At 70.1% G+C, this 23,156-nt stretch carries 24 protein-coding genes and 1 rRNA gene; 13 read left to right on the top strand and 12 right to left on the bottom strand.

The window, feature by feature from the left end; all coding sequences use genetic code 11:
- The first annotated feature begins 810 nt into the window (after positions 1 to 810).
- From H288_RS0128165 to H288_RS0128155, 3 genes are all read left to right on the top strand, one after another.
- Complete coding sequence (locus H288_RS0128165) at positions 811 to 1,137, top strand: hypothetical protein (protein ID WP_128083354.1); 327 nt, start codon at positions 811 to 813, stop codon at positions 1,135 to 1,137.
- A gap of 229 nt (positions 1,138 to 1,366) precedes the next feature.
- Positions 1,367 to 2,938, top strand: coding sequence for an ABC transporter substrate-binding protein (locus H288_RS0128160; RefSeq protein ID WP_026605358.1), 1,572 nt, complete (start codon positions 1,367 to 1,369; stop codon positions 2,936 to 2,938).
- A 221-nt stretch (positions 2,939 to 3,159) separates the two neighbouring features.
- Positions 3,160 to 4,341, top strand: coding sequence for a serine hydrolase domain-containing protein (locus H288_RS0128155; RefSeq protein WP_020095919.1), 1,182 nt, complete (start codon positions 3,160 to 3,162; stop codon positions 4,339 to 4,341).
- Positions 4,342 to 4,398: 57 nt separating this feature from the next.
- Here the strand turns inward: H288_RS0128155 and H288_RS0128150 are convergent, their stop codons facing one another.
- The 4 genes from H288_RS0128150 to H288_RS0128140 all read right to left on the bottom strand — a co-directional run bounded on the left by H288_RS0128150 (position 4,399) and on the right by H288_RS0128140 (position 7,398).
- Complete coding sequence (locus H288_RS0128150) at positions 4,399 to 6,363, bottom strand: alpha/beta hydrolase domain-containing protein (protein ID WP_020095918.1); 1,965 nt, start codon at positions 6,361 to 6,363, stop codon at positions 4,399 to 4,401.
- A gap of 167 nt (positions 6,364 to 6,530) precedes the next feature.
- The gene (locus H288_RS36105) at positions 6,531 to 6,677 is read right to left on the bottom strand and encodes a hypothetical protein (RefSeq protein WP_020095917.1); all 147 of its coding nucleotides are present in this window, start codon (positions 6,675 to 6,677) and stop codon (positions 6,531 to 6,533) included.
- 111 nt (positions 6,678 to 6,788) lie between these two features.
- Positions 6,789 to 6,956, bottom strand: a complete 168-nt coding sequence (locus tag H288_RS36100; RefSeq protein ID WP_245274579.1) for a hypothetical protein — start codon at positions 6,954 to 6,956, stop codon at positions 6,789 to 6,791.
- Positions 6,957 to 7,143: 187 nt separating this feature from the next.
- A complete protein-coding gene (locus H288_RS0128140; RefSeq protein WP_026605357.1) occupies positions 7,144 to 7,398 on the bottom strand; it encodes a hypothetical protein in 255 nt (84 codons plus the stop codon).
- A 334-nt stretch (positions 7,399 to 7,732) separates the two neighbouring features.
- Between H288_RS0128140 and H288_RS35290 the strand changes: the two genes are divergently transcribed.
- The 6 genes from H288_RS35290 (at position 7,733) to H288_RS0128115 (ending at position 10,174) form a co-directional block, all read left to right on the top strand.
- Positions 7,733 to 7,909, top strand: coding sequence for a hypothetical protein (locus tag H288_RS35290; RefSeq protein ID WP_158684253.1), 177 nt, complete (start codon positions 7,733 to 7,735; stop codon positions 7,907 to 7,909).
- Between the two features lie 10 nt (positions 7,910 to 7,919).
- Positions 7,920 to 8,057 (top strand): hypothetical protein, encoded by a 138-nt coding sequence (locus tag H288_RS0128135; RefSeq protein ID WP_157861912.1) that lies wholly within the window; start codon positions 7,920 to 7,922, stop codon positions 8,055 to 8,057.
- Between the two features lie 536 nt (positions 8,058 to 8,593).
- Entirely contained in the window at positions 8,594 to 8,725 is a 132-nt protein-coding gene (locus H288_RS36335; RefSeq protein WP_020095914.1) for a hypothetical protein, read from the top strand.
- A gap of 91 nt (positions 8,726 to 8,816) precedes the next feature.
- Positions 8,817 to 9,161: a DoxX family protein gene (locus tag H288_RS0128125; protein ID WP_307188521.1), complete on the top strand. Its 345-nt coding sequence runs from the start codon at positions 8,817 to 8,819 to the stop codon at positions 9,159 to 9,161.
- Positions 9,162 to 9,483: 322 nt separating this feature from the next.
- On the top strand, positions 9,484 to 9,744 hold the full coding sequence (locus H288_RS0128120) for a hypothetical protein (RefSeq protein WP_026605355.1): 261 nt from the start codon (positions 9,484 to 9,486) through the stop codon (positions 9,742 to 9,744).
- Positions 9,745 to 9,961: 217 nt separating this feature from the next.
- Entirely contained in the window at positions 9,962 to 10,174 is a 213-nt protein-coding gene (locus H288_RS0128115) for a hypothetical protein (RefSeq protein WP_020095911.1), read from the top strand.
- 71 nt (positions 10,175 to 10,245) lie between these two features.
- Here H288_RS0128115 and H288_RS0128110 read toward each other — a convergent pair whose 3' ends face one another.
- From H288_RS0128110 to H288_RS0128090, 5 genes are all read right to left on the bottom strand, one after another.
- Entirely contained in the window at positions 10,246 to 10,650 is a 405-nt protein-coding gene (locus H288_RS0128110) for a response regulator (protein WP_020095910.1), read from the bottom strand.
- 312 nt (positions 10,651 to 10,962) lie between these two features.
- Positions 10,963 to 11,139, bottom strand: coding sequence for a hypothetical protein (locus H288_RS35775; protein ID WP_020095909.1), 177 nt, complete (start codon positions 11,137 to 11,139; stop codon positions 10,963 to 10,965).
- 158 nt (positions 11,140 to 11,297) lie between these two features.
- Positions 11,298 to 12,428, bottom strand: coding sequence for a plasmid replication protein RepC (gene repC, locus H288_RS0128100; protein WP_020095908.1), 1,131 nt, complete (start codon positions 12,426 to 12,428; stop codon positions 11,298 to 11,300).
- Between the two features lie 181 nt (positions 12,429 to 12,609).
- The gene (locus H288_RS0128095) at positions 12,610 to 12,834 is read right to left on the bottom strand and encodes a hypothetical protein (RefSeq protein WP_020095907.1); all 225 of its coding nucleotides are present in this window, start codon (positions 12,832 to 12,834) and stop codon (positions 12,610 to 12,612) included.
- A gap of 734 nt (positions 12,835 to 13,568) precedes the next feature.
- Positions 13,569 to 14,258 carry a sigma-70 family RNA polymerase sigma factor gene (locus H288_RS0128090; protein ID WP_026605354.1) on the bottom strand — a complete coding sequence of 230 codons (690 nt, stop codon included), beginning with the start codon at positions 14,256 to 14,258 and terminating at the stop codon, positions 13,569 to 13,571.
- Between the two features lie 438 nt (positions 14,259 to 14,696).
- Here H288_RS0128090 and H288_RS0128085 point away from each other — a divergent pair, with 438 nt between their 5' ends.
- Positions 14,697 to 14,951 carry a hypothetical protein gene (locus H288_RS0128085; RefSeq protein WP_020095905.1) on the top strand — a complete coding sequence of 85 codons (255 nt, stop codon included), beginning with the start codon at positions 14,697 to 14,699 and terminating at the stop codon, positions 14,949 to 14,951.
- Between the two features lie 85 nt (positions 14,952 to 15,036).
- Here the strand turns inward: H288_RS0128085 and H288_RS0128080 are convergent, their stop codons facing one another.
- The gene (locus H288_RS0128080) at positions 15,037 to 15,363 is read right to left on the bottom strand and encodes a helix-turn-helix transcriptional regulator (RefSeq protein ID WP_020095904.1); all 327 of its coding nucleotides are present in this window, start codon (positions 15,361 to 15,363) and stop codon (positions 15,037 to 15,039) included.
- A 373-nt stretch (positions 15,364 to 15,736) separates the two neighbouring features.
- Here H288_RS0128080 and H288_RS0128075 point away from each other — a divergent pair, with 373 nt between their 5' ends.
- Genes H288_RS0128075 through H288_RS34895 form a run of 3 tightly spaced genes read left to right on the top strand, consistent with a single transcriptional unit; the run spans position 15,737 to position 21,816 of the window.
- Complete coding sequence (locus H288_RS0128075) at positions 15,737 to 17,500, top strand: type I secretion system permease/ATPase (protein WP_020095903.1); 1,764 nt, start codon at positions 15,737 to 15,739, stop codon at positions 17,498 to 17,500.
- A 3-nt stretch (positions 17,501 to 17,503) separates the two neighbouring features.
- Complete coding sequence (locus H288_RS0128070; protein WP_020095902.1) at positions 17,504 to 18,868, top strand: HlyD family type I secretion periplasmic adaptor subunit; 1,365 nt, start codon at positions 17,504 to 17,506, stop codon at positions 18,866 to 18,868.
- Positions 18,869 to 18,906: 38 nt separating this feature from the next.
- On the top strand, positions 18,907 to 21,816 hold the full coding sequence (locus H288_RS34895) for a hypothetical protein (RefSeq protein ID WP_106735961.1): 2,910 nt from the start codon (positions 18,907 to 18,909) through the stop codon (positions 21,814 to 21,816).
- A 232-nt stretch (positions 21,817 to 22,048) separates the two neighbouring features.
- Here H288_RS34895 and H288_RS36330 read toward each other — a convergent pair whose 3' ends face one another.
- Together H288_RS36330 and rrf are read right to left on the bottom strand one after the other, a co-directional pair.
- Complete coding sequence (locus tag H288_RS36330) at positions 22,049 to 22,510, bottom strand: sigma factor (RefSeq protein WP_280177406.1); 462 nt, start codon at positions 22,508 to 22,510, stop codon at positions 22,049 to 22,051.
- A gap of 419 nt (positions 22,511 to 22,929) precedes the next feature.
- Positions 22,930 to 23,045 (bottom strand): 5S ribosomal RNA (gene rrf / locus H288_RS0128040).
- Positions 23,046 to 23,156: the final 111 nt, after the last annotated feature.

Genomic DNA, 23,156 nt, shown 5'->3' with positions numbered 1-23,156 from the left:
CGGGCCCGGCAAGCGGGGCGGGCGCGTCCGCGCCGACGCGGTCCGGCGCCCGATCCTGGGCGATCGTGGCCGATCCTGCCGAGAACCGCGCGCGCCGACGGCGCGGCCCGGAGCGGCTCAGAGCGGTCCGCCAGGCGCCCCTCGGACGAAGCGAGGCGGCCCGATCGTGGGCTGCGCGATAAGTCTCAACGCGACGGTGGCCGTCACGACGGCGTCGGAGGAGCGGCGCGGGGCGCTCCCCCGGCAGGCGGGCTCAGGCGAAGTGCGTCGGCAGACTCAGGGCCTGCGCGTAAGTCACCAGCGCGATCGCGCCGCCGATGAGGGTCGCGGCTATGGTGATGCGGTTCGTCCAGGTCATCGTCGTCTCCATCGGGCTCGCGACTGTCGTCGCGGTGTGATCCCGATGTAGGCTCAAGCTTTCAGGCCCGGCGTGTTCCGGAGCACCCGCGCTGACGGCGTTGCCGGAGCGACGGGATCGCCGTGGCCGCCGGCTCGGACCGCGGCCGGCTCGGGGAGCGCCCGACCGAACGGCCCCTCCGGCGGCTCCGCGGCAATCGTGCAGGCGTGCGGCACATCGAACGACACGGCGCAGCGATGTGACCGCGGGGCCTCAGCCGCGGGCGCGGCGGCCCGCGACAGGGTGCTACGTCCTTCGGTCGAGCACCGAGCACCACAAATGATGGCGACGGAAACGCCCGCGCGGGCTCTGCGCCTGGACAGGACTGGTCCGAGTCTGGGTCAGCCTCGGCGGCCGGCCGCAAGATCAGCATGAGCCGGCTGGCCGGGATCCGAGAGCGTCGCAGGACACACATGCAGGAAACACCCCGCAGAGTCGTGATCCGAACGGATCCCGATTTCGAACACGCCGTGATCGGCGGATTCAAGCTGGTCGAAGACGCCTACGCGCGCGGGATCATCTCTTGGATGCGCCGGTGCGCGTTGCGGGACCTGTTGGCGAGCGGCGAGTCCGAGCTGTACGAGAGGCGCACCTATGTGACGCCGCATTCGGACCCGGATGCGATCCAGATCGGCGTCTACTTGGAACCGACTTCGGCCTTCCTGATCGAACTCGGTCTGCTGACGCCGGAGATGACCGCGCCCGAACAGGCCGATTCCGGGGCCGACCGCGAGCGCTAGGGCCCGAGGCGCCGGGACGGAGGCTCCGGCCCGGCGGACGCGGGGTCGTGCAGGGGGCTCGCGGCGCGAGTTGCCCCGCCTCTGTGCTCCGGGCACTGCCCGCTGACGCGGCCGCGCGCGGCGGGGCGCGGCCCCGCGTTTGCCTCGCAGCCTCTCCGAGGGCACCATGCGACGCGACGAGGGTGACGGGCGCACGGTCTCCGATGGCATCCAGCACGAGCGCTCGCCGATGAGGCGCCGCGAGGTCCTCGCCGCCCTGGCCGCCGCCGCGGTCGCGCGGCCCGCCGTCGCGCAGCCCGCCAAGGTTCTGCGCTTCATCCCGGAAAGCGACGTCGCGGTGATCGACCCGATCTGGACGACGGCGACCGTGACGCGCAACCACGGCTACCTCGTTTTCGACACCCTCTACGGCCAGACCGCGGGCTACGAGTTCCAGCCGCAGATGGTCGAGGGCCACGCCGTCGAGGCGGATGGCCGCCTCTGGCGCCTGACCCTGCGCGAGGGCCTGCGCTTCCACGACGGCGCGCCGGTGCTGGCGCGCGACGCGGTGGCGAGCGTGCGCCGCTTCGCCGCCCGCGACGCCTTCGGCCGGGCGCTGATCGACGCCACCGACGAACTCGCGGCGACCTCCGACCGCGTCGTGCAGTTCCGCCTCAAGCGGCCGTTCCCGCTGCTGCCCGCGGCTCTGGGCAAGACCGGCACCTCGATGCCCTGCATCATGCCGGAGCGCCTGGCGAAGACCGACCCGAACACGCAGGTCACCGAGATGGTCGGCTCGGGCCCGTTCCGCTTCAAGGCGGACGAGCGCGTCCCGGGGGCGCTCACCGTCTACGAGCGCTTCGACGGCTACGTGCCCCGCCCGGACGGCGCGGCGAGCTTCACCGCCGGACCGAAGCGGGCCCATTTCGAGCGGATCGAGTGGCGGATCGTGCCCGACGCCTCCACCGCCGCGAGCGCGCTGGCGGCCGGCGAGGTCGACTGGTGGCAGAACCCGACGCCGGATCTGCAGGCGCTGCTCAGGAGCAGATCGGGGATCCGGCTGGAGGTGCTCGATCCGGCCGGCGGCATCGGCTGCCTGCGCTTCAACCACCTGCATCCGCCCTTCGACAATCCCGCGATCCTGCGGGCGCTGCTCGGCGCCATCGACCAGACCGAGTTCATGAGCGCGGTCGCGGGCGACGAGCGCGCCCTGTGGAAGGACCATGTCGGCGTCTTCAGCCCCGAGGCGCCGATGGCGACGCGCGCGGGCACCGACGGGCTGGTCGGCCCCCGCGACTACGCCGCGGTCAGGCGCGCCCTGGCGGAGGCCGGCTACCGGGGCGAGCGCGTCGTCATGCTCGACCCGACCGATTACCCGGCCACCCATCCCCTGGCCCTCGTCGCGGCCGAAGCCTTCCAGAAATGCGGGCTCGCCGTGGACCTCGTCGCGATGGACTGGGGGACCCTGGTGCAGCGCCGGGCGAGCCGCCAGCCCCCGGACAAGGGCGGCTGGAGCACCTTCGTCACCTACCTGAACGGCACCAACAACTTCGATCCCGCCGGCCAGCTCGGCATCCGCGGCAACGGCGACCAGGCCTGGTTCGGATGGCCCCGCGCGCCCCGTCTCGAGGAGCTGCGCGCCGCGTGGTTCACCGCGCCCGATTCTGCGGCGCAGAAGGCGATCTGCGCCGAGATCCAGCGACAGTTCTTCATCGACGTGCCGTACCTGCCGCTCGGCGCCTATTACGAGGCGACAGCCTATCGGGGCCTGACGGGCGTGCGCAACGGCTTCCCGCAATTCTACGATGTCAGGCCGGCCTAGAGCGCTCTGCACCGAAGTGGATACCGGTCCGGCGCAAGAGAGCGCGTCGAAACAGAGGCTTAGAGCCGCGCCCGGTCCTTACGTGGCGCGCCATCCTTCGCCGGGCCGGACCGTCGCCCCGGCGCGCGGCGCCCCGAGGACACCGGAGCCGATGCGCGTCGCCGTCCGGCCTTTCGCGGCCGCGGCGATGCGGGCGCGGTGGCGCGCGCTACATCGGTGCCATGCGGACTGCGCCAGCCTTCTCCTCCCGCCACCTCGACCGCCTCGGCGACCGCCTGACGGCCGATGTCGACAGCGGCGCGATCGCCGGGGCCGACATGCTCGTCGGCGGCGCGGACGGGGCGATCTGGCGACGCACCGTCGGCTACCGCGACCGCGTCGCGCACGCGCCCCTCGGGCCCGACGCGCTCTGGCGCATCTACTCCATGACCAAGGTTGTCGTCTCCGCCGCTACCATGGTGCTCGCCGAGCGCGGCGCACTGCGCCTCGATCAGCCCGTGGCGGCATTCATTCCCGCCTTCGAGCACCTGTCGGTGCTTGATCCGGACGGCGGCCTCAGGCCCGCGAGGGCCAGGCCGACCGTTCAGGATCTCCTGCGCCACACCGCCGGGATCGCCTACGGCTATCTCGGCGACGGGCCGGCGCGGCGCGCCTACGCGGCCGACGGCCTGCTCGCCGAGGATCTCGACAACGCGGCGTTCGCCGACCGGATCGCCCGCCTGCCGCTGGAGCACGAGCCCGGCACGGTGTGGCACTACTCGCACGCCACCGACGTGCTCGGCCGCGTCCTGGAGATCTCGGGCGGCGCGGATCTGCAGCGGGTCCTCGACGCGACCGTGCTCGAGCCGCTCGGCATGGCCGACACGCTGTTCCAGATCTCGGCCGCGATGGGATCACGCGTCGCGCAGCCGCTGCCGCAAGCACCGGGGCAGCGCCCTGTCTTTCACGATCCCGCGCAGCCGCGGCGCGGCCAGAGGGGCAATGGCGGCCTCGTATCGAGCACGGCGGACTGCGCCCGCTTCCTGCGCATGCTTCTCGCCGGCGGCAGTCTCGACGGCGCGCGCGTCCTGGCGCCGGCCAGCGTGCGGCTCATGACCTCGGATCATCTCGGGGCGGCGATCGCGAAGGCCGCCTACTATCCGCCGGGACCGGGCTACGGCTTCGGGCTGGGCGTGGCGGTCCGCCTCGCGGCGGGCGAGGCGCCGTTCCCCGGCAATATCGGCGACTGGTTCTGGAGCGGCGTCGGAGGCACATACTTCTGGGTTGACCCTGTAGAGGGGTTCTTCGCGCTCCTGATGATGCAGACCTCCTCGGCCGACCAGCGCCAGCACTACCGCACGCTGACCCGCACCATGGTCTACGCCGCCCTGGAAGACCGTCGACTGTCCGAGACGTCTCCCTGAGGGACAAGGTCCGCCCGACGCATGTCTACGCCGGCGGCACGACCGAACCCGGAGCGGTCATGGCGCGGACTCCTGCCGCGCCGCCTGGACAAGGCGGTCGCCGTCCTCGCGCAGGAGCAGGCGATCCCGAACCAGCGCGTCCACGGACTTGGTCACGGCAGCCAGGTAGGCATCCGGATCCGGGTAGCGCTCCTCCAGCGAGGGCCGCGGATCCCCGTTGGCCTCCCGCTCCGCCCGGGTCCGGGCGAACGGAAGCTGGCTCCCCTCCCGGTCGCAGAGGGCCCCCGCCGGGAAGGGATCGGCGTAGAGATTCCAGCCCGTGAAGGTCGCGCGCGGTGCGGCGACGGCCGGCAGGCGAATGCCTGCCACGTCGTTGCCATCCGCGTCGACGCGGGGCACGAGCGGCCGGTACTGCGGCCCGCTCTCGGGCTTGGGATCGACGTAGGTGCTGAAGCGGGCGATCGTGTTCGGGGCGGTCGGGACCGGCACACCGACGATGAAGGGATAGCCGGCCTCGGCCGGCTCCACCAGCGTGCCGTCCGACAGGCGCGGGATCTGGCTGTCGGGCGGGGGCGTGCCGAGCGTCACCCAGTCCTCGAGTGCGACGAGAAGCGCCCGGAGGGCAGGCGCCGGATTGAGGGTGCTGCGCATGTTGGCGCAGGGGCCTCTGCTCGAGGTCAGTCCGGCGCGCCCGTAGTGGAAGCCGCTCGAGACCAAGTAGACGCGTGTCGTGTCGGGCAAGGCCAGGTCGGTGCGGCCCAGGGGATCCGTCGCCAGCAGCGAGGCACCCTTCTGCCAGTACTCGGTGCCGGTGTTCACCTCGATCAGCAGCGGGTCGAAGCCGTCGTCGCGCAGCAGTGCGCCGTTCCGTCCCGTCACCGGGTCGTGCTGAACCGCCGCGGAGAACGGGAAGGCATTCTCCGGATAGAGATGGTCCTCGTGCTGCGTGTTGGTGCGGGACGGTTGGCCGAAGCGCGCGTTCAGGAAGACGCCGCCGATCCCCGCGATGTGCGACAGCACGCCGTCGAAGACCCGGCGCCCGGCCTCGTCGCGATTGAAGCCCTGGGCGATGAAGTCGCGCAGGTACCGCCCGCTCTGGGAGATGCCGAGCGCGACAGCGTGCCGGATCGCTCCGCCCGCCGGGTTGGCGCCACCGGCGGCATCGCCGCGCAGGTAGGCGACCACGTCGCGCGTCGCGGCGAAGCCGATGCCGAGCACCTTCGGCTCGGTGGCGCGGTAGGTGAACTGGTAGATCGAGCCCGGCAGCGGCTTCGTTCCCTTGGGCAGGAGCTCGAGTTGCCGCGGCGTCGCGTAGTGCCACGCCTCCTCCGGAACCGGCCGCGGCGGGTCGGCCTCCCGGCGGCGCACGGTCAGCTGCGTGCCGGCCTTGTCCTGGCTGGCCGCCTTGAAGGTGAGATAGAAGGGCGCCTCTGGCGGCCCGCGCGTCGCGCTCACGAGTTCGTCGCGCACGATCTCCACGATCGGCTTGCCGTTCCTGGAGGCGACCGGCACGTCGATGGCCATGCCGCCCTGCTGGCGCAGCGCGTCCGCCTCCCAGCCCGACCAGACGATCGTGTCGCCGCGACGCAGGACGAGGCCGGTTCCGGCGTCGACGGCGTTGCGCGGATCGTTGACAGCCTGGGCCCCTTGGGCCGGCGCGTCCAGCACCCAGTTGAAGAGGAACTTGCGGCCGCGGTTCAGCACCTCGAACAGCAGCGTACCGCTGCCGCGGGCAGGGTCCTTCGGGCGCAGGATGAACAGGTCGGTCCTGTATTCGACCATGCCGCGCGCATTGCGCGGCGCCAGCGCGATGTCGACGATGCCGGCATTGGCCGGATCTGCCGGATCGAGCTCGCCGCGGGCGGCACCGATGACCCGCTCGTACGCGCCGGCAGGTCCGAATTCAGCGCCGTCGGCGAACGGCTCGACGGTGACGACCTCGATCTGGGTGATCCGCGCCTGGGTCGGCGTGACGCCGAGCGCGCAGCCGAGCGCGCCGGCAAGAATCCAACCGGTCCGCATGGTCCCCCCTCTCGCGCGGCTCGTTCTCCTGGCCGGCCGTGTCAGCAAACACAGATGGAACGGGCCGTCGAGCGCGCTGCCCGCGAAGGCATTGCGTTCCCGGACCGCCTGTCAGCCGGTCTCGGGAGGCCCCCGGGCGGGCAAGGCAAGCATCCGCGAGGGGCAGCCTAGCGAGGCGCGAAGATCGTCACGTTGCTGTTGATCTGGTAGGCGGCCGTTGGCTTCGTGTTGACCAACCGCAGATAGATCGGGCTCTCGCCGAGGATCGCGCCGAACGCCCGTGTCACCTTGAGCGGGAAGCAGCGTGCCAGCACAGCGGATGCCGCCTCCTCGTAGCGACGGTGCGCGTCCTGGTCGCCGACCAGTCGCCGCGCGGTGATGAGCGGCTTGCCCCGGATGGCACCCGTCTTGTCGAGGCCGAACCGCTAGGCAATCAGGGATCCCTCCGTGCCGGGCGGCACCGTCCAGCACGCCGCCATCGCCTCGCGGAACTCAGCCCAGTTGTTGACGGGCGCGACCTGAGATCGCGCCGGCAGATCTGACAGAACAGAGACGGCTGCTGCGAGCAGCAGCGTGGCAAACGGTTTTGCCAAGGGCACCTCCGCGATGACCGCCGTATCTCCGAAGTATTCTGCTCGAACAGGGCCGCGCTCTCGTTGCCGCGGCTTCACGTCATCGCCGACAGGGGAGGATGTGCCGTCGACCCCGATGCCAGTGACCCGGGCCGATCCCGGGGCGTGCTCGACGTCGCGGACCCACCATCGACGCGCCCGGATTCGCTCACTGACGCGGTGCCGGCGCGGGGTTCTGCGGCGACGCCCCCGGCTGTGCGGGTGCCTGCGGGATCGAGTTCTGAGGCGGAGGCGGCGGCTGCTGACCGGTGCTGGCCGGAGCCTGATCGTTCTGCAGGGTCTGGTTCGCCTGAGTCTGGATCTTGTCGGCCGTCTGCTGGCTGATGACTCCGTAGGAGACTGCAGCGGCGAGCGCGACGGCGATAACGGCTCCGATGATGGTCTTGGTCAGCTTGGGCGGCATCGTTGCGTCCTCCACGATCAAAGTCAGTCCGACGGCGGCTCCCGGTCAGATGACATAGGCGGCAACCGTGCCTGAGGTAGTTCCCCGGCCCGGATCAGCAGCCGCCCGGCCTCTGCGATCGGGGGGTCTGCCGGGACCGGAGCCGTCGGGCCCGAAATGCGGCCAGTGCCCGGGCTGGTGAGGGAAGGCGCGTCGCCGCGGCGATCGAGGTGGACCACCCGACGAGGTTGGATCTCCGGCGCGCGCCGGCGCCGTCGGGACCCGACCACGCCACCGGGTTGCAATCGGTTAAAGAACGGTTAAGCTTCTACGTAGGTAATACGGGGGAGCGGTCATGAAACCAATCTATCCGCAGCGTGAGGACGGTCTGCGTGTCCCGCAATCGACCGCGATCACAGTTTTCCCTCAGCACGAAGACGAGATCCTCCAGGAACAGATGCGGCGGCAGCACAATGCGCGTGCCCGCCACCGTTCGGCGCGCCGCCATCTTGCCGCGCGGGCCCATAGCTGAGGGCACGGCCATGCTCGAACCATTGCTCTTCATCGGCCTCATCATCGCCGCTGTGGCTGCCGCGACCCGGCTCGGGATCGCCGCCGCGGCACCGATGGCGCCGTCGCGCCTCGACGCGTGGGACGGACGCGCCGACGCGGACGCCTGAATCGGCAGCGTCCTCCCGACAGCACCGTCGTCGCGCCCGCGAACGGGTGGGCTGGACTCCAGGCGTCGCCGAGCGCCGCACCCGTCTTCCCGGGTTGTCGGCTCCCCGCCGCGGAGGCTCACGGGGGCGGCGCGTCGGAGACCGTGGCGGTGTCGCCTGAGACACCGATCGTCGCCTATGAGCCAGCCGATCCGTCGGCGATCCGTCCCGACGCGAAGGCCTTCGTCACCGCTGAGCGGGACGGCGGCAAACTGACGGCGCTCCGGGCCAGCGTGGGCGAGGACGGCCTCACCCCGGCATGTAGCCGACGATGTGGCCGGCGGCGGTCGGTCGCCGCGCGGCCATGGCGTCGCGGCGCATCCCGGAGGCGTGCCGGCGATCGCGCGTGGCGCTGTGGATCGCTCTCCGAGAACGGCGTCTCAACTGATTTGGTGCAATCCAACGCAATAATCGAAGCAATAACGGCGCAATTCAGCTTGGCCATATGACCGTCCTGGGACAGCCGATCCACGGCTGCACGGATGAGGCAACCACCGATGGCCACCAAGATGATGACCAAGGGCATGACCGTCACCGACCACATCGTGGCCTGGTCGATGCTGACTGGCTTGGCGCTCGCCGTCCTCCAGCTCGCCCTGACCGCGGCGCTGCCGACGCACTTCGTCTGATCCGCCGAGCGTGATGCCTGCTGGGAGGTGTGTGGGGATGGCTCGGGTTCGGGATAGGCGGAGTGTCGGCAGCGTGGCGCTGCGAGGCCTGTTGACCGCGGTGTTCCTGGTGGCCGCCGGCATGAAGTTCGCCGCTGTGCCGTTCGAGGTCGAGGGCTTCGTCCGCTTCGGCTACCCGCTGTGGTTCATGGACGTGGTCGGCGCCCTGCAACTCCTCGGCGCGGTGCTCCTCTGGACGCCCGGTTGCGTCGCCCTCGGCGCCTGTCTGCTCGCCGTGCTCATGGCCGGCGCGGTCGGCAGCCATCTCCTCGCGGGCGACCCCGTTCTGATGCCGCTTCCCGCCCTCGTGCTTCTCATCCTGCTGGGCGGCGTCGCTCACGCGCGCCGGTCCGAGCTTCTGCCGTCCGGCAGCGACACGGAGATGCGGCAGGCCTGACCGTTCCGACAGGGCGGATTCGGCCATTCACGTCCGCGCGGGGGCGCAGTGGGGGCGCAGTGGGGGCTCGTCGGTTCGAGCCTTGACCGGCGCGGCCGCGAGCGGAGTGACGGGCACGCGGCAATCCGGACACCACGCCCGGCCGCCGCGGCTGGGTGCCGGCGACGTGGAAATCGTCCCCGGGCGCCGATCGATCTGCGGCGACGGTCACGCATGTCTGCCGTGCCGACACGGGTGTGGCGACCATCGCGAACCGCCGTTAAGCCCTCCGGCCCTACCGGCGACGCGGTACATGCGCCGGGCCTGGCCCATCGGGACCCCCATGAGAAAGTTGCTCGCGTTCGCCGTGGCCGTCGTCGTGTGCGCGGGTCCCGCGCTCGCCCTGGCCGATCAGCCGGCTCGGGATTGCGACCGGGACCCCGAGACGACGGGCGCGTTGCCCGGTGATCCCCGCAGTCTGTACCTGCCTGGCGAGCGACCGGTGAAGGCCGACCGAGACCCGCCAGAGGCCAGCTGGCAGGACGAGGCCCGAGAGACGTCCGAGCAGCGCAGGCGCGATCTGCTCGCCTGCGGCGTGGACTGAGGCGGGTGGCCGATCACCGCGACGGAAGGATCGGCGGCGTCAGCGTCAGCCTGGGACATCTTCGGTCCCCCGCCGGTGACGATCCCCTAACCGGGCCCAGGCACCGTGCTGGCGAGCCGCGTTGCGTATCGGCTCACGGGTGATGACACCGGACGCGCTCCCGCCCCGTGACGGGATCGGTGGCGCAGGACGGCCGATGCTTGGGGGGCCTGCACGCATGAGGGACGAGCCGGACCAGACGCTCTCGGACGAGGAGCTGGACCGTCTGGCGCGCGAGCTGTTCGCCGAGGTCCGCGGCGAGTACTCGGAAGCGAAAGTGGAGCGGGCCCTGAAGACCGCCGGTGAGGTCGCTGGGGAAGTGCTTCCCGGGATACCGGACTGGCTGCTCGACGGTAGCGACGACGCCAGCGCCGGCGACAGCGGGACCTGAACCTCGCCGTGATGCGGCCCGTCGTCGACGGCGCATCTCTCCCGCGCCGGCGCACGCTGGGCTGGCCACCGTCAATGCGGCACGGACCCTACGCCCCGCGCCGCCAGCACAGCCCCCAGCGCGCCGGCCAGCCCCTCCGGTGTGAACGGTTTGCGCAGGTAGCGAGCGCCCATCGGCATCTGCTCCTCGGCGGGCCAAGCCACACCCGACACGATCAGGATCGCCAGTTCGGGCCAGCGCGCCGCGACGGCTTTGGCCAGGGTGAAGCCACTCAAGGGCTCGCCTGCCAAGTCCACGTCCGCGACCATGGCCACAAGTTCGGGACGGGCCGCCAGATGAGCCTGGGCGGCTTCGACAGTGGCGGCCTCCGCGACCTCGTATCCCGCGTCGCGAAGGGCTGCAGCCGCATCCATGAGCTGCACGGGATTGTCCTCGACAATCAGCACAGCGCGTTGCGACGCGACGGCGTCTGCCATCCTGGATCTCCACACTTCGTCGCCGCAGTAACGCAGCGGACCCCGATTGCGTCCCACGCAAACCTGTCCGATGGGGACCGGGTTCGGGGCGATCACGCGCCGAACCCCTCGCACCGAGAGTGCCGGGTGCCGCGGAACCTGCTCGGCCTCCTGGCGGAACGGCACTGCAGGCGCCCGACCAATCCGGCATCGCTCACCGACACGTCACCGTGGCGGTCTTCGGAGAAGCGAGGGCGCCTGCCCGGCCCCTCGATGACCGCAGCGTGCCTGGAGCCGGGAAGGGATCGGACTCTTCGCGTGGTGGTCGGCGCGCTAGACCCGAATCTCCTCGATGGCGAGTCCACCGGCCCGGAGATGGTCGGGGATATCGGAATGATCGTAATACCCCGCCTCGTGCGCCATGGCGTCGAGGGCAGCGAGCGGGTCAGGCGCCGAGCCCGTCCAGAGGATGGCGCCCGTCACCTCGTGCCGGATCTGAAACACCTTCACCGCAAGCCTCCCATGTTCAACGGCCGCGCAAGCGTAGCGTGAGTTCCGGGATCCGGAGGCTACCTACATCGGTCAGGATCCGGGTGCCCGGATTCGCTGCCGCGGCGTGGCGCATCTGCAGGGCTTGGCGGTCCGGGGCAGGTGACGTTCGCCCGAGGTCACGTCATCTTCCTCCTGCGCATCGCCATGAGCTCGGCTTCGAGCCCGTAGCGACCTTCGGAACACAGGCGGACGAGCTGCCTGAAGTAGCCGCCTGGGTTCTTGATGCGGATCTCACCCCGGCGCACGTCGTCGTCGTGGAGCTGCGCGACGATCAGCACGAGCACCGAGGCCCGGAACGGACCGAGGGCTTCGCAAGCCTCGCTCCAGGCCGACGGATGCGCGCCGATCCCGCCCCGCATCAGCCGGCCGATCTCGATGACATCCGCTTCCGTTCTGAGGGTGACGCCGAATTCGGCAGCGACAGGGCAAGCAGCCGCGACGAGTGACGGTTCGGGCCTACGGGTCGGCTCAGGCTCCTTCTCGGGAGCCTTTGCACAAGGATCGCTAGGAGATCCGGTGTCTTGTTCTAAGTGACGGCCGGAATTGCCGGCAGAGGCGGCTTGATAGAAACGATCCTCCGCCATGACTTGCAGTTCTCCCCAGGCGTCGAGGACGACGTCAGGGGCCACGCCGGAAGCGCGTCTCCTCGGCGTGCTGCGCTCCAGGGCCTCCTGCGCCGCGAGCAGATCGGCGGCATCCGTGGCCGGGAAGCGGGCGCGCAGGGCGGCAAGGGCCTCCGACACCGCGCGGCGACGAACGGTCAGGAGATCGAACGCGCGGCTTCGCTGAGCGTCCCTCGCGGTGGCTTCCATGATCGCGGTCGCCCATTCTCCCTTCCGGGCGACGATGGGAGTCAGGTCGAAACCGTACGCGTCGATGACGGCGCCGCCCGGCCCGCGGATGGCGAAACGCTTGCCGTTCGCGCTGTCCCGAGGTGTGATGACCTCCAGGGCCACCAGGTCGCGCAGGCCGTAGCGGAGCGCGCGCTCCGACAGCCCGGTCATCCCGCACAGGTGCTCGTTCGAGGGCCACACCACCAAGCGTTCCCAATCCTGCTCACCCCACACGGCGCAGAGCGCCGAGAGGATCGAACGCAGGGCAGGGCGCAGGTTCAGGGCCTTGGCCGCGTCCCGGCCCGCGGCCGAGAGCTCCCTGCGCGAGACCGTCCGCCCGTCTTCGAGCGCACGTCTCCGGCCGGCGAGCGCGGCGCGCGTGAGCGGCCGGCCACCGGAATGAACTGTCTCCACCTCGTCCGCCTCCTCTCAGGAGGCAAAGCGGGACCGTTCACCCCGAAGGGTGTTCTTGACGACGGCCTGGGGGAGGGGGCATAAAGGGGGTGCGAATCGCCTGTCGCGCCCCATCCCAGGGTATGTCAGGTCCAAAGGCCTCGAGGTTCCCGCCTCGGGGCCTTCTGCTTTGCCCGTTACATCATGCCGACTTCTCCTCGAAGGCAGACGCGAGCGCCCACTCGATCGCCTCGGTACGGCTCCTGAACCGACCGTTCTGGATCGCCTGGTCGATGACGGCCTTGACCGACGGCTTCAGCCACACGTTCTGCTGGGTCATGCCCTTCTGCTTCAGAGCCTCCCTGCGACGTGTCTGACGGCGCGTGTCCGCCGCCTTCAGCTCAGCCAGCCGTTCCTCTGCGGTCATCGGTCCCCGCCCGATTCTGCCAACGTGACTGTTCATGTGGACCGATTCTGCAAAGTGAGTCCAGCGGCGACCCGGATTCGTACGGGGATGGGTGAGTTTGTTAAGGGCGACCTGTTCCGCGGCGGCACCGGAGACCGCGCCGAGAGCCTCCGCGGCGAGGATGCCAGACGCGGCGCTGCCCAATGGTCGGTGACGCCACGGCCGACCTTCGTGCGACACGGGCGGCGCGTGGAGGCGGAGCGTCCGTCGAGGTGCCCGGGGATGATCTCTGGCTCGGACCGGGACGAGCGGCCTGCTGCGGCGGCAGCGACCGGGACGGGCCCGAACCTTGCCGAAGCGCGGGCTGAACCGCGGCGGTGTCCATCGACGATGGCGGCCGCGTGGTGCAGTCGCTGCTCGCGACACGCTCGTGCGACTTGAAGCGCGATGGGGGAGGGCGTCCCGCGGCGGTTTCGCGGTCGCGATAGGGGCCGAGACGGCTTTGCCGGCCTGCGCCTGGCCTTTCCCCGGCCTTCGAGCGTGTCGCGCGTCCGACCTCGTCTCTCTGCCCGGGCTATCCGTCCGACAAGGATGGTCGAGCCGTCGAGGTTCGACACCGGCCAGAACGGCGGGGGACCGTTCCCAGGTCGTCGCCCGTCGGGACTCGCCCCAGGGCGGAGCGCGGATGGGCACCTGTCTCAACCATGCAGGGGCCGTCGAGCGTAGAAAATCCGCCCTCGGTCAGGATGCTCGTCTCAGGCGAGATGCGCGACGAGCAAGGCCCGGGCGCGGCTCACCCGGCTCTTCACGGTCCCGGTCTGACAGCCCATCACCTCCGCGGCAGCCTCGTAGGTCAGGCCTTGGGCCCCCACGAGGAGCAGGGCCTCACGCTGCAGTTCCGGCAGCTTGCCGATATGGGACCAGACGATCTGCAGATCGGACCCGTGCTCCTGGGCTGCGGGCGCCGTGAGCTGCGCCGCGGCGGCACCGTTCACGTCCTCGATCTCGCGCTTTCGCTTGCGGCACTCGGTGTAGAACTGGTTGCGCAGGATGGTGCAGAGCCACGCCTTCAGGTTCGAACCTGGGATGAACAGGTCCTGGCGCGCCCAGGCTCGGAGCACAGTCTCTTGGACCAGATCGTCGGCGCGCGAGGCATCGCCGACGAGCGAGAGGGCGAAGGCGCGCAGGCCGGGCAGCGTTTCGGTCAGGCCCTCGCGAAACGCGGTGGCATCGTCCTGGCGCGGCCCCTCCAGCGCTGCATTGAGCCGCGCGACGAGGTCCAGCAGACGCGGCGGTGTCTGTGCCCGTGTCACGGCCTCGTAGGCGGCGCGCAGCTGCAGGCCGAGATGATCCCGCACACCGGTGGGCAGAATCGCGGGTTCCGGAGGGTCCTGTCGGCTCGGCCGATCGACTCCGCCGTCTTGAGCAACCAGCGTGTCCGTCAACTCACGTCCTCTCAAAGCGCTCGCCGCACGAACCGATCTCGGGCCGCCGTGAATCCCGCCTGACGAACCGGCGATCTGCAGCGGGCCATCCGGCGGGAGTGGCCCGACCACGCGCGTCATCGAGCGTCCACCCCTCCAGATAGGACCCGCCACCTGACTGTACAGTGAACATCTAACCCCGCAAGCGGCGGATCGTTCTCCGCGGCCTACGCGTTGGGGCACGCTTCCGTCCCTGGGGGGCGGACATGTTGAACCGAGAAGGAGCCGAAGATCATCGCGCGCGCAGGTGAACCCCGACGTGGTCTGAGGCCGAGCGAGGAACAACGGATCGAGGTGAACGAGTCACGTCGGCGAGAGGCGCGCGTTCGCCGTCAGACTGAGAGCTGCGTGGGCGGGGCGGCTGTTGCCGGCCAAGTGAGGATCTATTGGGCAGCGTCGATGCCTCAGAATGTCGAATACTGGATCACGGACAGGCCGGACGGCCACTTCGACGTTGTTGTCAAGCTCGAGTCCGGCAAAATCTTTCGCCGCAGCGGGTGCATCTCGCGGGCCGAGGCCGATACGTGGATCGAGGGATTGCGAATGCTGATGGCGGCGATCGGCGCGCCCGTATCGGCCGCCGACGTGACGTCTGACGACCCATCACCCCTCGGATCACAGACGGTGGACGGTGCGGACCACTCCACCTCCTGAGCTGCGCGGGCGGTCGTCTCCAGGCTGGAGCCGTCCCGCGCGCTTCGCGCATCCGAACGATCCGGGCCCTGAGAGCGTCGACGGCCTACGCCTCGTTGCCCTCAGGCTCCGCGCTCCGATCGCCGAACAGGATCTCGTGGGTGATCGGGTCGTAGAAGCGCATCACGTTCCGGACGAACGCTCTCGGCTCGATCGCCAGCGCCTCGGCCCACGCGCGGTACCGATCCGGAGGAATACGACCGCGCCCGGTCTCCAGCTGCGAGATGAAGGTGTAGTAATCCGCACCGACAAGAGCTGCGAGCTGTCGTTGCGACAGGCCGCGCGCCTCCCGCAGTTCCTTCAGATACCGTCCCCCCTCCCGACGCAGCTCCAGCACCTCCTCGGAGTCCAGGCGTTGCTGATGGGCATACACGGGGTTTCACCTTCCTGCCGACCGAAGCCACTCGGCGCGGCGCTTATACAGTAAACACCATATAGCTGGGACGGAGCCGCGCTGTCCAGATGCGCGGCGGCACCCGTCGTCCCCGCGTCCTCCCCGAACGGATCCCGTTGCTTGGCAACTACCTGAATAGCGCTATCATCCTGTAAGGAACGATTTGGAGAATGGCGCCGGATGCCCCACTACCGGTGCATGTCTCTGGATAGCGGCCCATGAAAGTCGAGAATCGCACGTACGATTGCCGCTCGCGGATCTGAGCGCCCGCGGGTCACTGACGCGAGCAGCACGGGAATCTGAGCCATTGGGAATCGCCGATCGTGCCGATCGATCGCAGGAAGAGGGCAGAATGGGCGATCCTTCGCTGCAATCGGCATTGACCATCGGCCTGCGCTCGCTCCGGCCGGTCCTGGCGACCGCCGTGGTGTTCGGGCTCTTCATCAATCTGCTGCTGTTCGTCAGCCCGCTCTACATGCTCCAGATCTACGACCGCGTGATACCCAGCCGGAGTGAGACGACCCTGGCGGGGATCACGCTGATCGCTGCGTTCGGCCTGGCCGTCTACGCGATGCTGGAGATGCTGCGCGCCCGCCTCCTGGTGCGCGGCGGTGTGGTGTTCGATCAGAAAATCGCCACGCCGATCTTCGATGCCGCCCATCGCGGCACCTTGCTCAGGCCCGGCGCGCAGCACGATACGGCGCTGCGCGACGTGGACGTCCTGCGGGAGTTCCTGACCGGCGCCGGCATGCTGGCGTTCTGCGATCTGCCCTGGATACCGATCTTCCTGCTCGCCTGCTTCATCCTCCATCCCTGGTTCGGCTGGATGGCGCTGGTGGGCGGCGGCACGATCCTCGGCCTCACGCTGCTCAACGAGGTCGCCACCCGTCGGACGCTCGACGCCGCCAGTCAGGCCTCGCGCGAAGCGGGGCAGAGCGCAGCCACGGTCTTTCGGAATGGGGAGGTGCTGCAGGCCATGGGCATGGTCGCGTCCATGCGCGGGCTCTGGGGGCGCCGCCACGACGACGTCCTGCTCCTCCAGGCGCGGGCCAGCGATCGCGCGGGCCTGATCGTCGCGGCCACGAAGTTCGTCCGCATGCTGCTGCAGACCCTGGTGCTGGGCATCGGCGCGTATCTGGCGATTCACCGCGAGATCTCGGCCGGGTCGATGATCGCCGCGTCCATCATCATCGGCCGCACCCTCGCGCCGATCGAGGCGGTCGTCGGCAACTGGAAGGGGTTCACGGCGGCGCGGGCGAGCTACCGGCGATTGGTCGATCTCGTGGCCGTCGCCGGCTCGGAGACGCGCCGCCTCGTCCTGCCGCGGCCGCGCGGCCTGATCGAGGCCGAAGACATCTCGGTGGCGGCCCCCGGCGCGACGCGCCCCATCCTCAAGGCTGTGAGCGTCCGGCTCGAGCCCGGCAGCGTCGTGGGGATCATCGGCCCGAGTGCCGCCGGCAAATCGACGCTCGTTCGCGCGCTCACCGGGGTCTGGCCCTTGCTGGAAGGCACGGTGCGCATCGACGGGGCCGACCTGAACCACTGGGACAGGGCCCTGCTCGGGCAGCATGTTGGTTATCTGCCTCAGGACGTCGAACTGTTCGACGGGACCGTCGCGCAGAACATCGCGCGCTTCGCCGACCGGGACGACGCGCGCGTCATCGAGGTTGCCCAACGGGCTGGCTGTCACGCGCTGATCCAGTCGCTTCCGGAGGGCTACAATACGGTCATCGGTCGGGGGGGACACGGGCTGTCAGGCGGTCAGCGGCAGCGCATCGCTCTGGCCCGCGCGCTCTACGGCGAGCCGAGCCTGGTCGTGCTCGACGAGCCCAATGCGAGTCTCGACCAGCCCGGCGAGGCGGCGCTGATGCGCGCCGTTGCGGACCTGAAGCGATCCGGGACGACGGTGGTGCTGGTGACCCACAAGGTGAGCCTGCTGGAGGAGGCCGACCGTATCCTGCTCATGAGCGAGGGCCGCGTGCAGCTCTCCGGCACGCCCGAGCAGGTTCTCGCCCACGTCACCGGCCAGCGGCCGGTCCCGACCCTGGTGCCGCCCGTCGGCCCCGCGGCATCCCAGAGCCGCCGCAGCTCCGACGAACAGCGGAGCGCGGGATAAGCGATGACCGTCACGCGCGCCGCGATCCCGAGCCCGTCCCCCGAGCGAAGAAGGTCCGATCGGGACCGGTCGGGCTCCGCCGACCTGACGAACTGGCGCGCGTACGCCGTCGCCGGCTACGCGCTCATCGTCGCGACGTTCGGGGTGGTCGGCACCTGGGCCGCCGTCGCGCGCCTCGACCGGGCGGTCATCAGTCCCGGGGTGGTGGTCGCGGAAGGCAGCCGCAAAGTGGTGCAGCATCTCGAAGGCGGCATCGTCCAGGAGGTGCTGGTCCGGGACGGCCAGGCGGTTCGCGCGGGCGACGTCCTGCTACGCATCGATCCCGTGCAATCGCGAGCCAGCAACGATCTGCTCCGCGGCCAGCTCGACGGGGCCCTGATCCTCGAAGCGCGCCTCCGCGCGGAGCAGGGCCAGGCGCAGGATCTGCTCCTGCCGCCGGAGATCGCGGAGCGGCGCGCCGAGCCGGCCGTCGCCGGCCTGATCGACGACCAGGCCAGCCAGCTGTCGGAGCGCCGCGCGTCCTTCCAGGCGCAGCTCGGCCTCATCGAGGCGCGGGTCACGCAGCTGAAGACGGAGATTTCCGGGCTGGCGGTCGAGAAGGCCTCGGGCGAGCAGCAGGTCGCGCTGATCCAGCAGGAGCTGGAGGGCCTGCGCGGCCTCCAGGAGAAGAACCTCATCCCGCTCTCGCGCGTTCTGATCATGGAGCGCGAGCACGCGCGCCTCCGAGGCGTGATCGGACGGTCCGTGGCAGAGACCGCCAAGGCGCAGAACGACATCAACGAGGCGGGGATGCAGACCGCGCAGCTCAAGCAGAAGCTGCAGGAATCGCTGACCGCGCAGCTCCTCGACACGCGCCAGAAGATCGCTGAACTGCGCGAGAAGCTCATCGTGGCCCGGGATGTTCTCCGTCGGCACGAGGTCCGGGCGTCGCACCAGGGCGTCATCCAGGGATTGAAGGTCTACACGATCGGCCAGGTGGTCCGCTCGGGCGAGCCGCTGATGGAGATCGTTCCGACGAACGACAGGCTCGTGATCAGCGTGCAGTTCGCGCCGAACGATCTCGAGGCGGTTCATGCCGGCATGCGGGCCGAGGTGAAGTTTCCGGCTTTTCAGACGCGCCGCATGTCGGCGATCTTCGGGACGTTGACGATGGTCTCCCGCGACCGCCTGATCGACGACGGCACCAAGCAGGCCTATTTCGCCGGCACCGTGGAGATCGACGACCATCAACTCCCGGACGACGTACGACCACGCCTCCTGGCGGGCCTGCCCGCCGAGGTCGTCGTCTCGGCCGGCGAGCGCACGGCGCTCGACTATCTGGTGGCGCCGTTCTTCGATGCTCTGGGACGCAGTTTCCATGAACGATAGAGTCCGCTTCTCAGTCACTGTGCGGACGTGAGGTCCCGATGGGCGCGGTCATCTCGTTCTTCCGACCCGCAACGACGTGCCAGGGCGGCTGGTCGCAGCAGGAACTCGCGGAATTCTACCGCGTCGAGGCCGCGCTGATCCGAGCCGGCCTGCAGATCGGCAGCGAGCAGGGCCTGAGCGACGAGGCGGATCCCTGGTTCGTCTTCTGCCGGCCGGATGGCGACGCCGTCATGCATTTCGCCAGGATCGACGGCAGCTACGTCATCGCGTCCGATGTCTTGGACAGCCCGATGCGAGGCAGCGACTTCCGCGCCCTCATCAACGAGATCGCCCGACGCTATCCCGAGCTTCTCCCGATCCCGCAGGATGCCCGCGGGACGAAGCTCTCGGTTCACCCGGCGGCGCTGCTCGCGGCTCTCGTCGCGGCTGCGGCCCTGAGCCTGTCGCCCGACGACGCCCGCGCGGATGACGGGGAGCGATCGACCGAGAGCGCGGCGCAGCCCCCTCACGCGGGCCACGCGCAACAGCACGGGCCGTCCGAAGCGCGCGACACGGGCGATGCCGATGAGCGCGACAGCCACCGGAAGCAGGTCGGGCTGATCGTGTTCTCGGCCATGGTCTTCGCCGCGGATGCCCTCGTCGACCACCCCGCACAGGGTATCGAGGCCACATCATACCTCGGCGCGCGGGGCGCTAGCAGCGCCGTCCCGGGTGACCAGGGCAGCCTGTCGCCGACGACGGGTGGAGCGGCGAGCCCCGTCCAGTCGGAAGGTCCGCTCGGCACCGGCCGCCACGAAGGTCCCGCGAGCGGCGCGGCCGGTCTCGTAACGGCCGAGTCGGCTGCGGTCGCTTCTGCCCGATCTGACGCCGCCGATTTCGGGCTCATCGGCCTCAGAGACCCGGCCCTCGGCCATGGGCCGACCCGGGCAGGCGCGGAATCCGGATTTCAGCCGCTCGCGCGCGGCGCCGAGGCCAGCGCAGCCCTCGCAGCGGGTTCATCGTCCTCTCCGGATTCCAGATCGGACGGTGGCGCCGCGCCATCGGGGGACGCCGCGGCACGGGAACAGGGAGCCCCGTCGTCGAGCGCGACCGGTGAGGCGCCATCGCTGGCCCAGAGCGTGACCCCGACGACCGGTCACGCGGCATCCGAAGCTCCGCCAGCCCCGGTCAATGGGCTCAATGCCGCCGCACAGCCCGAGTTGAGACACGCGCAGCTCCCGGTCGAGGAGCGCTCCGGTAGCCCGGACAACGGTCTGCGAATGGGCGTGTCGCCGGAGGCAAGGGGACGGCACGACGCGGTCGCGCATGCGGATGCTTCAGGCATCGGCGCAGGTGCATCCGAACGGGAGTTGCACGGCGCGGCCGGCGACCCCAGTGCAGCATCCGATCCGAGCCCGCGTCCAACAGCGGGCCTCGCGCAGGTCCGGGGGGAGGTCACCGATCAGGGCCGCGGTCAAGATGGCGACGGGCCTGGCCGGAGCGCCGATGCGCCAGGCCATCACAAGGACGCGGCGGCCGTTCCACTGGACGCGGCCGGCGGCGCGGGTCCGGATGAACCGCCGGGTCTGGCGCAGGCTCAGACAAGCACTGCCGATCCAGGCTCGACGCGGGCCGGCGAAGGTCCCGGCCGGAGTGCCGCCGCGCCGGGCCACCTCCGGGGCTCGGCGCCGCACGCCCAGGACAATGACGGTCAGGGCACGGACACCGGCACGCAATCAGCGCCGCCCTCAGCCACCGTGCAGGCGAGCGGCGCGGTGGCTGCGCACGCTCCGGCCGGCGAAAGCCCCGGCCGGAGCGCCGAGGCACCGGGATCTATCCAGGGCCCGGCAGGGCACGCACAGGATGCCGGCAGCCACGGCACGGCGGCCACCGATCCCACCCCCTCAGCACCGGCAGCCAACCTGCAGATCGAGGCCAGAGCCGCCGAACCGGATCACAGGCAGGCTGGCGAGGGACCGGTTCGGAGCGGGGTGGCGCCGGAACATGTCCAAGACACGGCGCCGCACGCCCGGGATGCCGGCCATCACGGCTCGGCCGCCGACACGGATCCGGTCCAACCATCCGCGAGCGCGCAGACGCAGGCGGATGTTGCTGATCCCGGTCACGCGCGGGCCGGTGCTTCACTTGGCCGGAGCGCCGAGGCGCCGGGACATCTTCACGATACGGTACCACCCGCACAGGATAGCCGCGGTCACGGCTCGGCCACCGACGCGGACCCAGGTCCGCCGTCAGCCGGCACGCAGGCGCGCGCTGCCGATCCAGGCCACGGGCAGGACGATCGAAGCGGCGAGCCGCCCGGGCACCTCCGAGACGATGGACCGCACGCACAGGGTCCCGCCGTTCACAGCGCGGCTTCCAACGCGGACCCAATCGCTCCTTCGGCCAGCGCGCTGGCGGGGGTGAGAGCGGACGATCCAGGCCATACTCAGACCGCCGACGGGCCCGGCCGCAGCGGCGAGGCTGCGGATCACGCCCGAGAGACCGAACCGCATCTGCGGAACTCGGACGGCTCCAACCCGGCAACCGGTGCGAACGCAGGCATCTCGCCGAGCGGCACGCAGGATCGAGCGGTCGGGGCGGATCCCAATCCCGCGAACCTCGACGCGGGCCCGCACCACACAGGTCACGGCACTGCCGTTGCGGCCGCGAACGTCGGCACCCCGGTGGCGTCAGACCAATCGCTCTCGCGCCAGGGATCGGGAGGCGTGAGCCGCGATCAAGAACCGTCAAGCGAGCCGAGTCCCCCGACGAGCGGGGGCAGTCACGGTCCGAGACCGGCCGCCAGCATCGGCCCGAACGGCACCATCGAATTCGCGTCCGACAGCAAACCCGGCTCACCGGCCGGACCGAGCCACGCACCGGCGGACAGTGGCGTCCACGGAGACGTCGGCCTGATCGGGGTTTCAGATCACGGCGCCAACGCCCATCACTTCGACCTCCACTCCTGACGGGAAACCGAGGATCCGCGAACGGCAGGCATTCTCGTGAGTTCTCGACGGTGGCGCTCGACCGCCCTGAACTCGACCGGGGAGCGCGAAGCACTCGATCTGACGAAGAGCGGCTCATATCTCGACGCACGCAGCAGAGCGCGCGCGTCGATGATCGGCGTCGCCACATCCAGCACCGCCTCGTCAGAGGACGTGGCCGTCGCCATTCGTCCTGCGAGAACGCTCCGCGGTTTCACCGGCCAGGATCGATGCGTCGCCTGTCGGGTGCAGCGTTGCCGACATCCGTCGGATCCGCTGTCTCACGCTTGGACGGCGAGAGGCTGCTCCGCATGATGGTGAATGTCCAGGCTCGAAGATGGCCACGAGGACGAAAGCGATCCTGACACAGCCAAGCCCTGAGCAGCGTCTCTTGAACCAAGTCCTCAGCCTGATCGGCCGTCTCCGCCATCGACCTTGCGAATCGCTTCAGGTCGGGCAGCAACTCCACGAGGGCTGCCCGGAAACGGTCCGCGTCGAACGCCGGATCCCGATCGGCCGCCGCATTGAGATCCCCTGAATGCGGAAGACGCAGATGGATCTTGTCGGGGCCGGACGCGGCAGGCGGACACTCTGGTCCGCCATCAGGCCTGAAGGACGGCGATCCAGCCCTATCACCGGGGACCGACCGTGAGCGCGTGTCCGGATGGCACGGCATGCGATGCTCGATTCCACACTGACCGGAGGCATTGTACAGCAGCATCATAATAGAGGTTTGCTGTACAGCCCTCAAGGCCGCGCCTTCGGCACAGCGCGGTCGTCGGTGCCGGGCGAACGACGAGTGGCCGAGGCGTTCGGCCCGACAGGTCGGGAGAGGCACGAAGCAGGCAGATGTCCGGGATCAGTCAGCCCTCGCGCGACGCGGGGAACCGCCTTCGCGGTTGCGCGCGATCTCTCGGCTGAGCGGGATGGCCTTGCGGCCGATCGAACGCCCATCACAGAAGGTGACGTGGCTCAGAGAACCTGCACGGGTGCGGAGCGACCGATGAGATCCGGCGCGGGCTCAGTGTGAGCGTGCGCCGTGTCCGGGGGCCGGATCGGTGTTCGTGCTGAGGGAATGATGATTGCGATGGGCGGGTCTGGCGGCGACCGACTCTCCCGTGTCTTGAGACACAGTACCATAGGCGCTGGCGTGTTTAACGGCCGAGTTCGAGATGGGATCGGGTTCTGGGCACGCCGCTCAGGCCACCAGACCGGCGCATCGCAATTTCTTTCGGACTTGGCCGTCGCGGGTTGCGAGGCGCGTGTGTCCGGTTCGGCAAGCATGTTGGTGGCAGCGTCTGCTGCTGGTCTGTTTATGACCG

Origin of the sequence: Methylobacterium sp. 285MFTsu5.1 (assembly GCF_000383455.1) — a bacterium.
Lineage (GTDB): Bacteria > Pseudomonadota > Alphaproteobacteria > Rhizobiales > Beijerinckiaceae > Methylobacterium.
The sequence above is the reverse complement of the archived record's forward strand: the minus strand, read 5'-3'. Positions and strand labels throughout refer to the sequence as shown.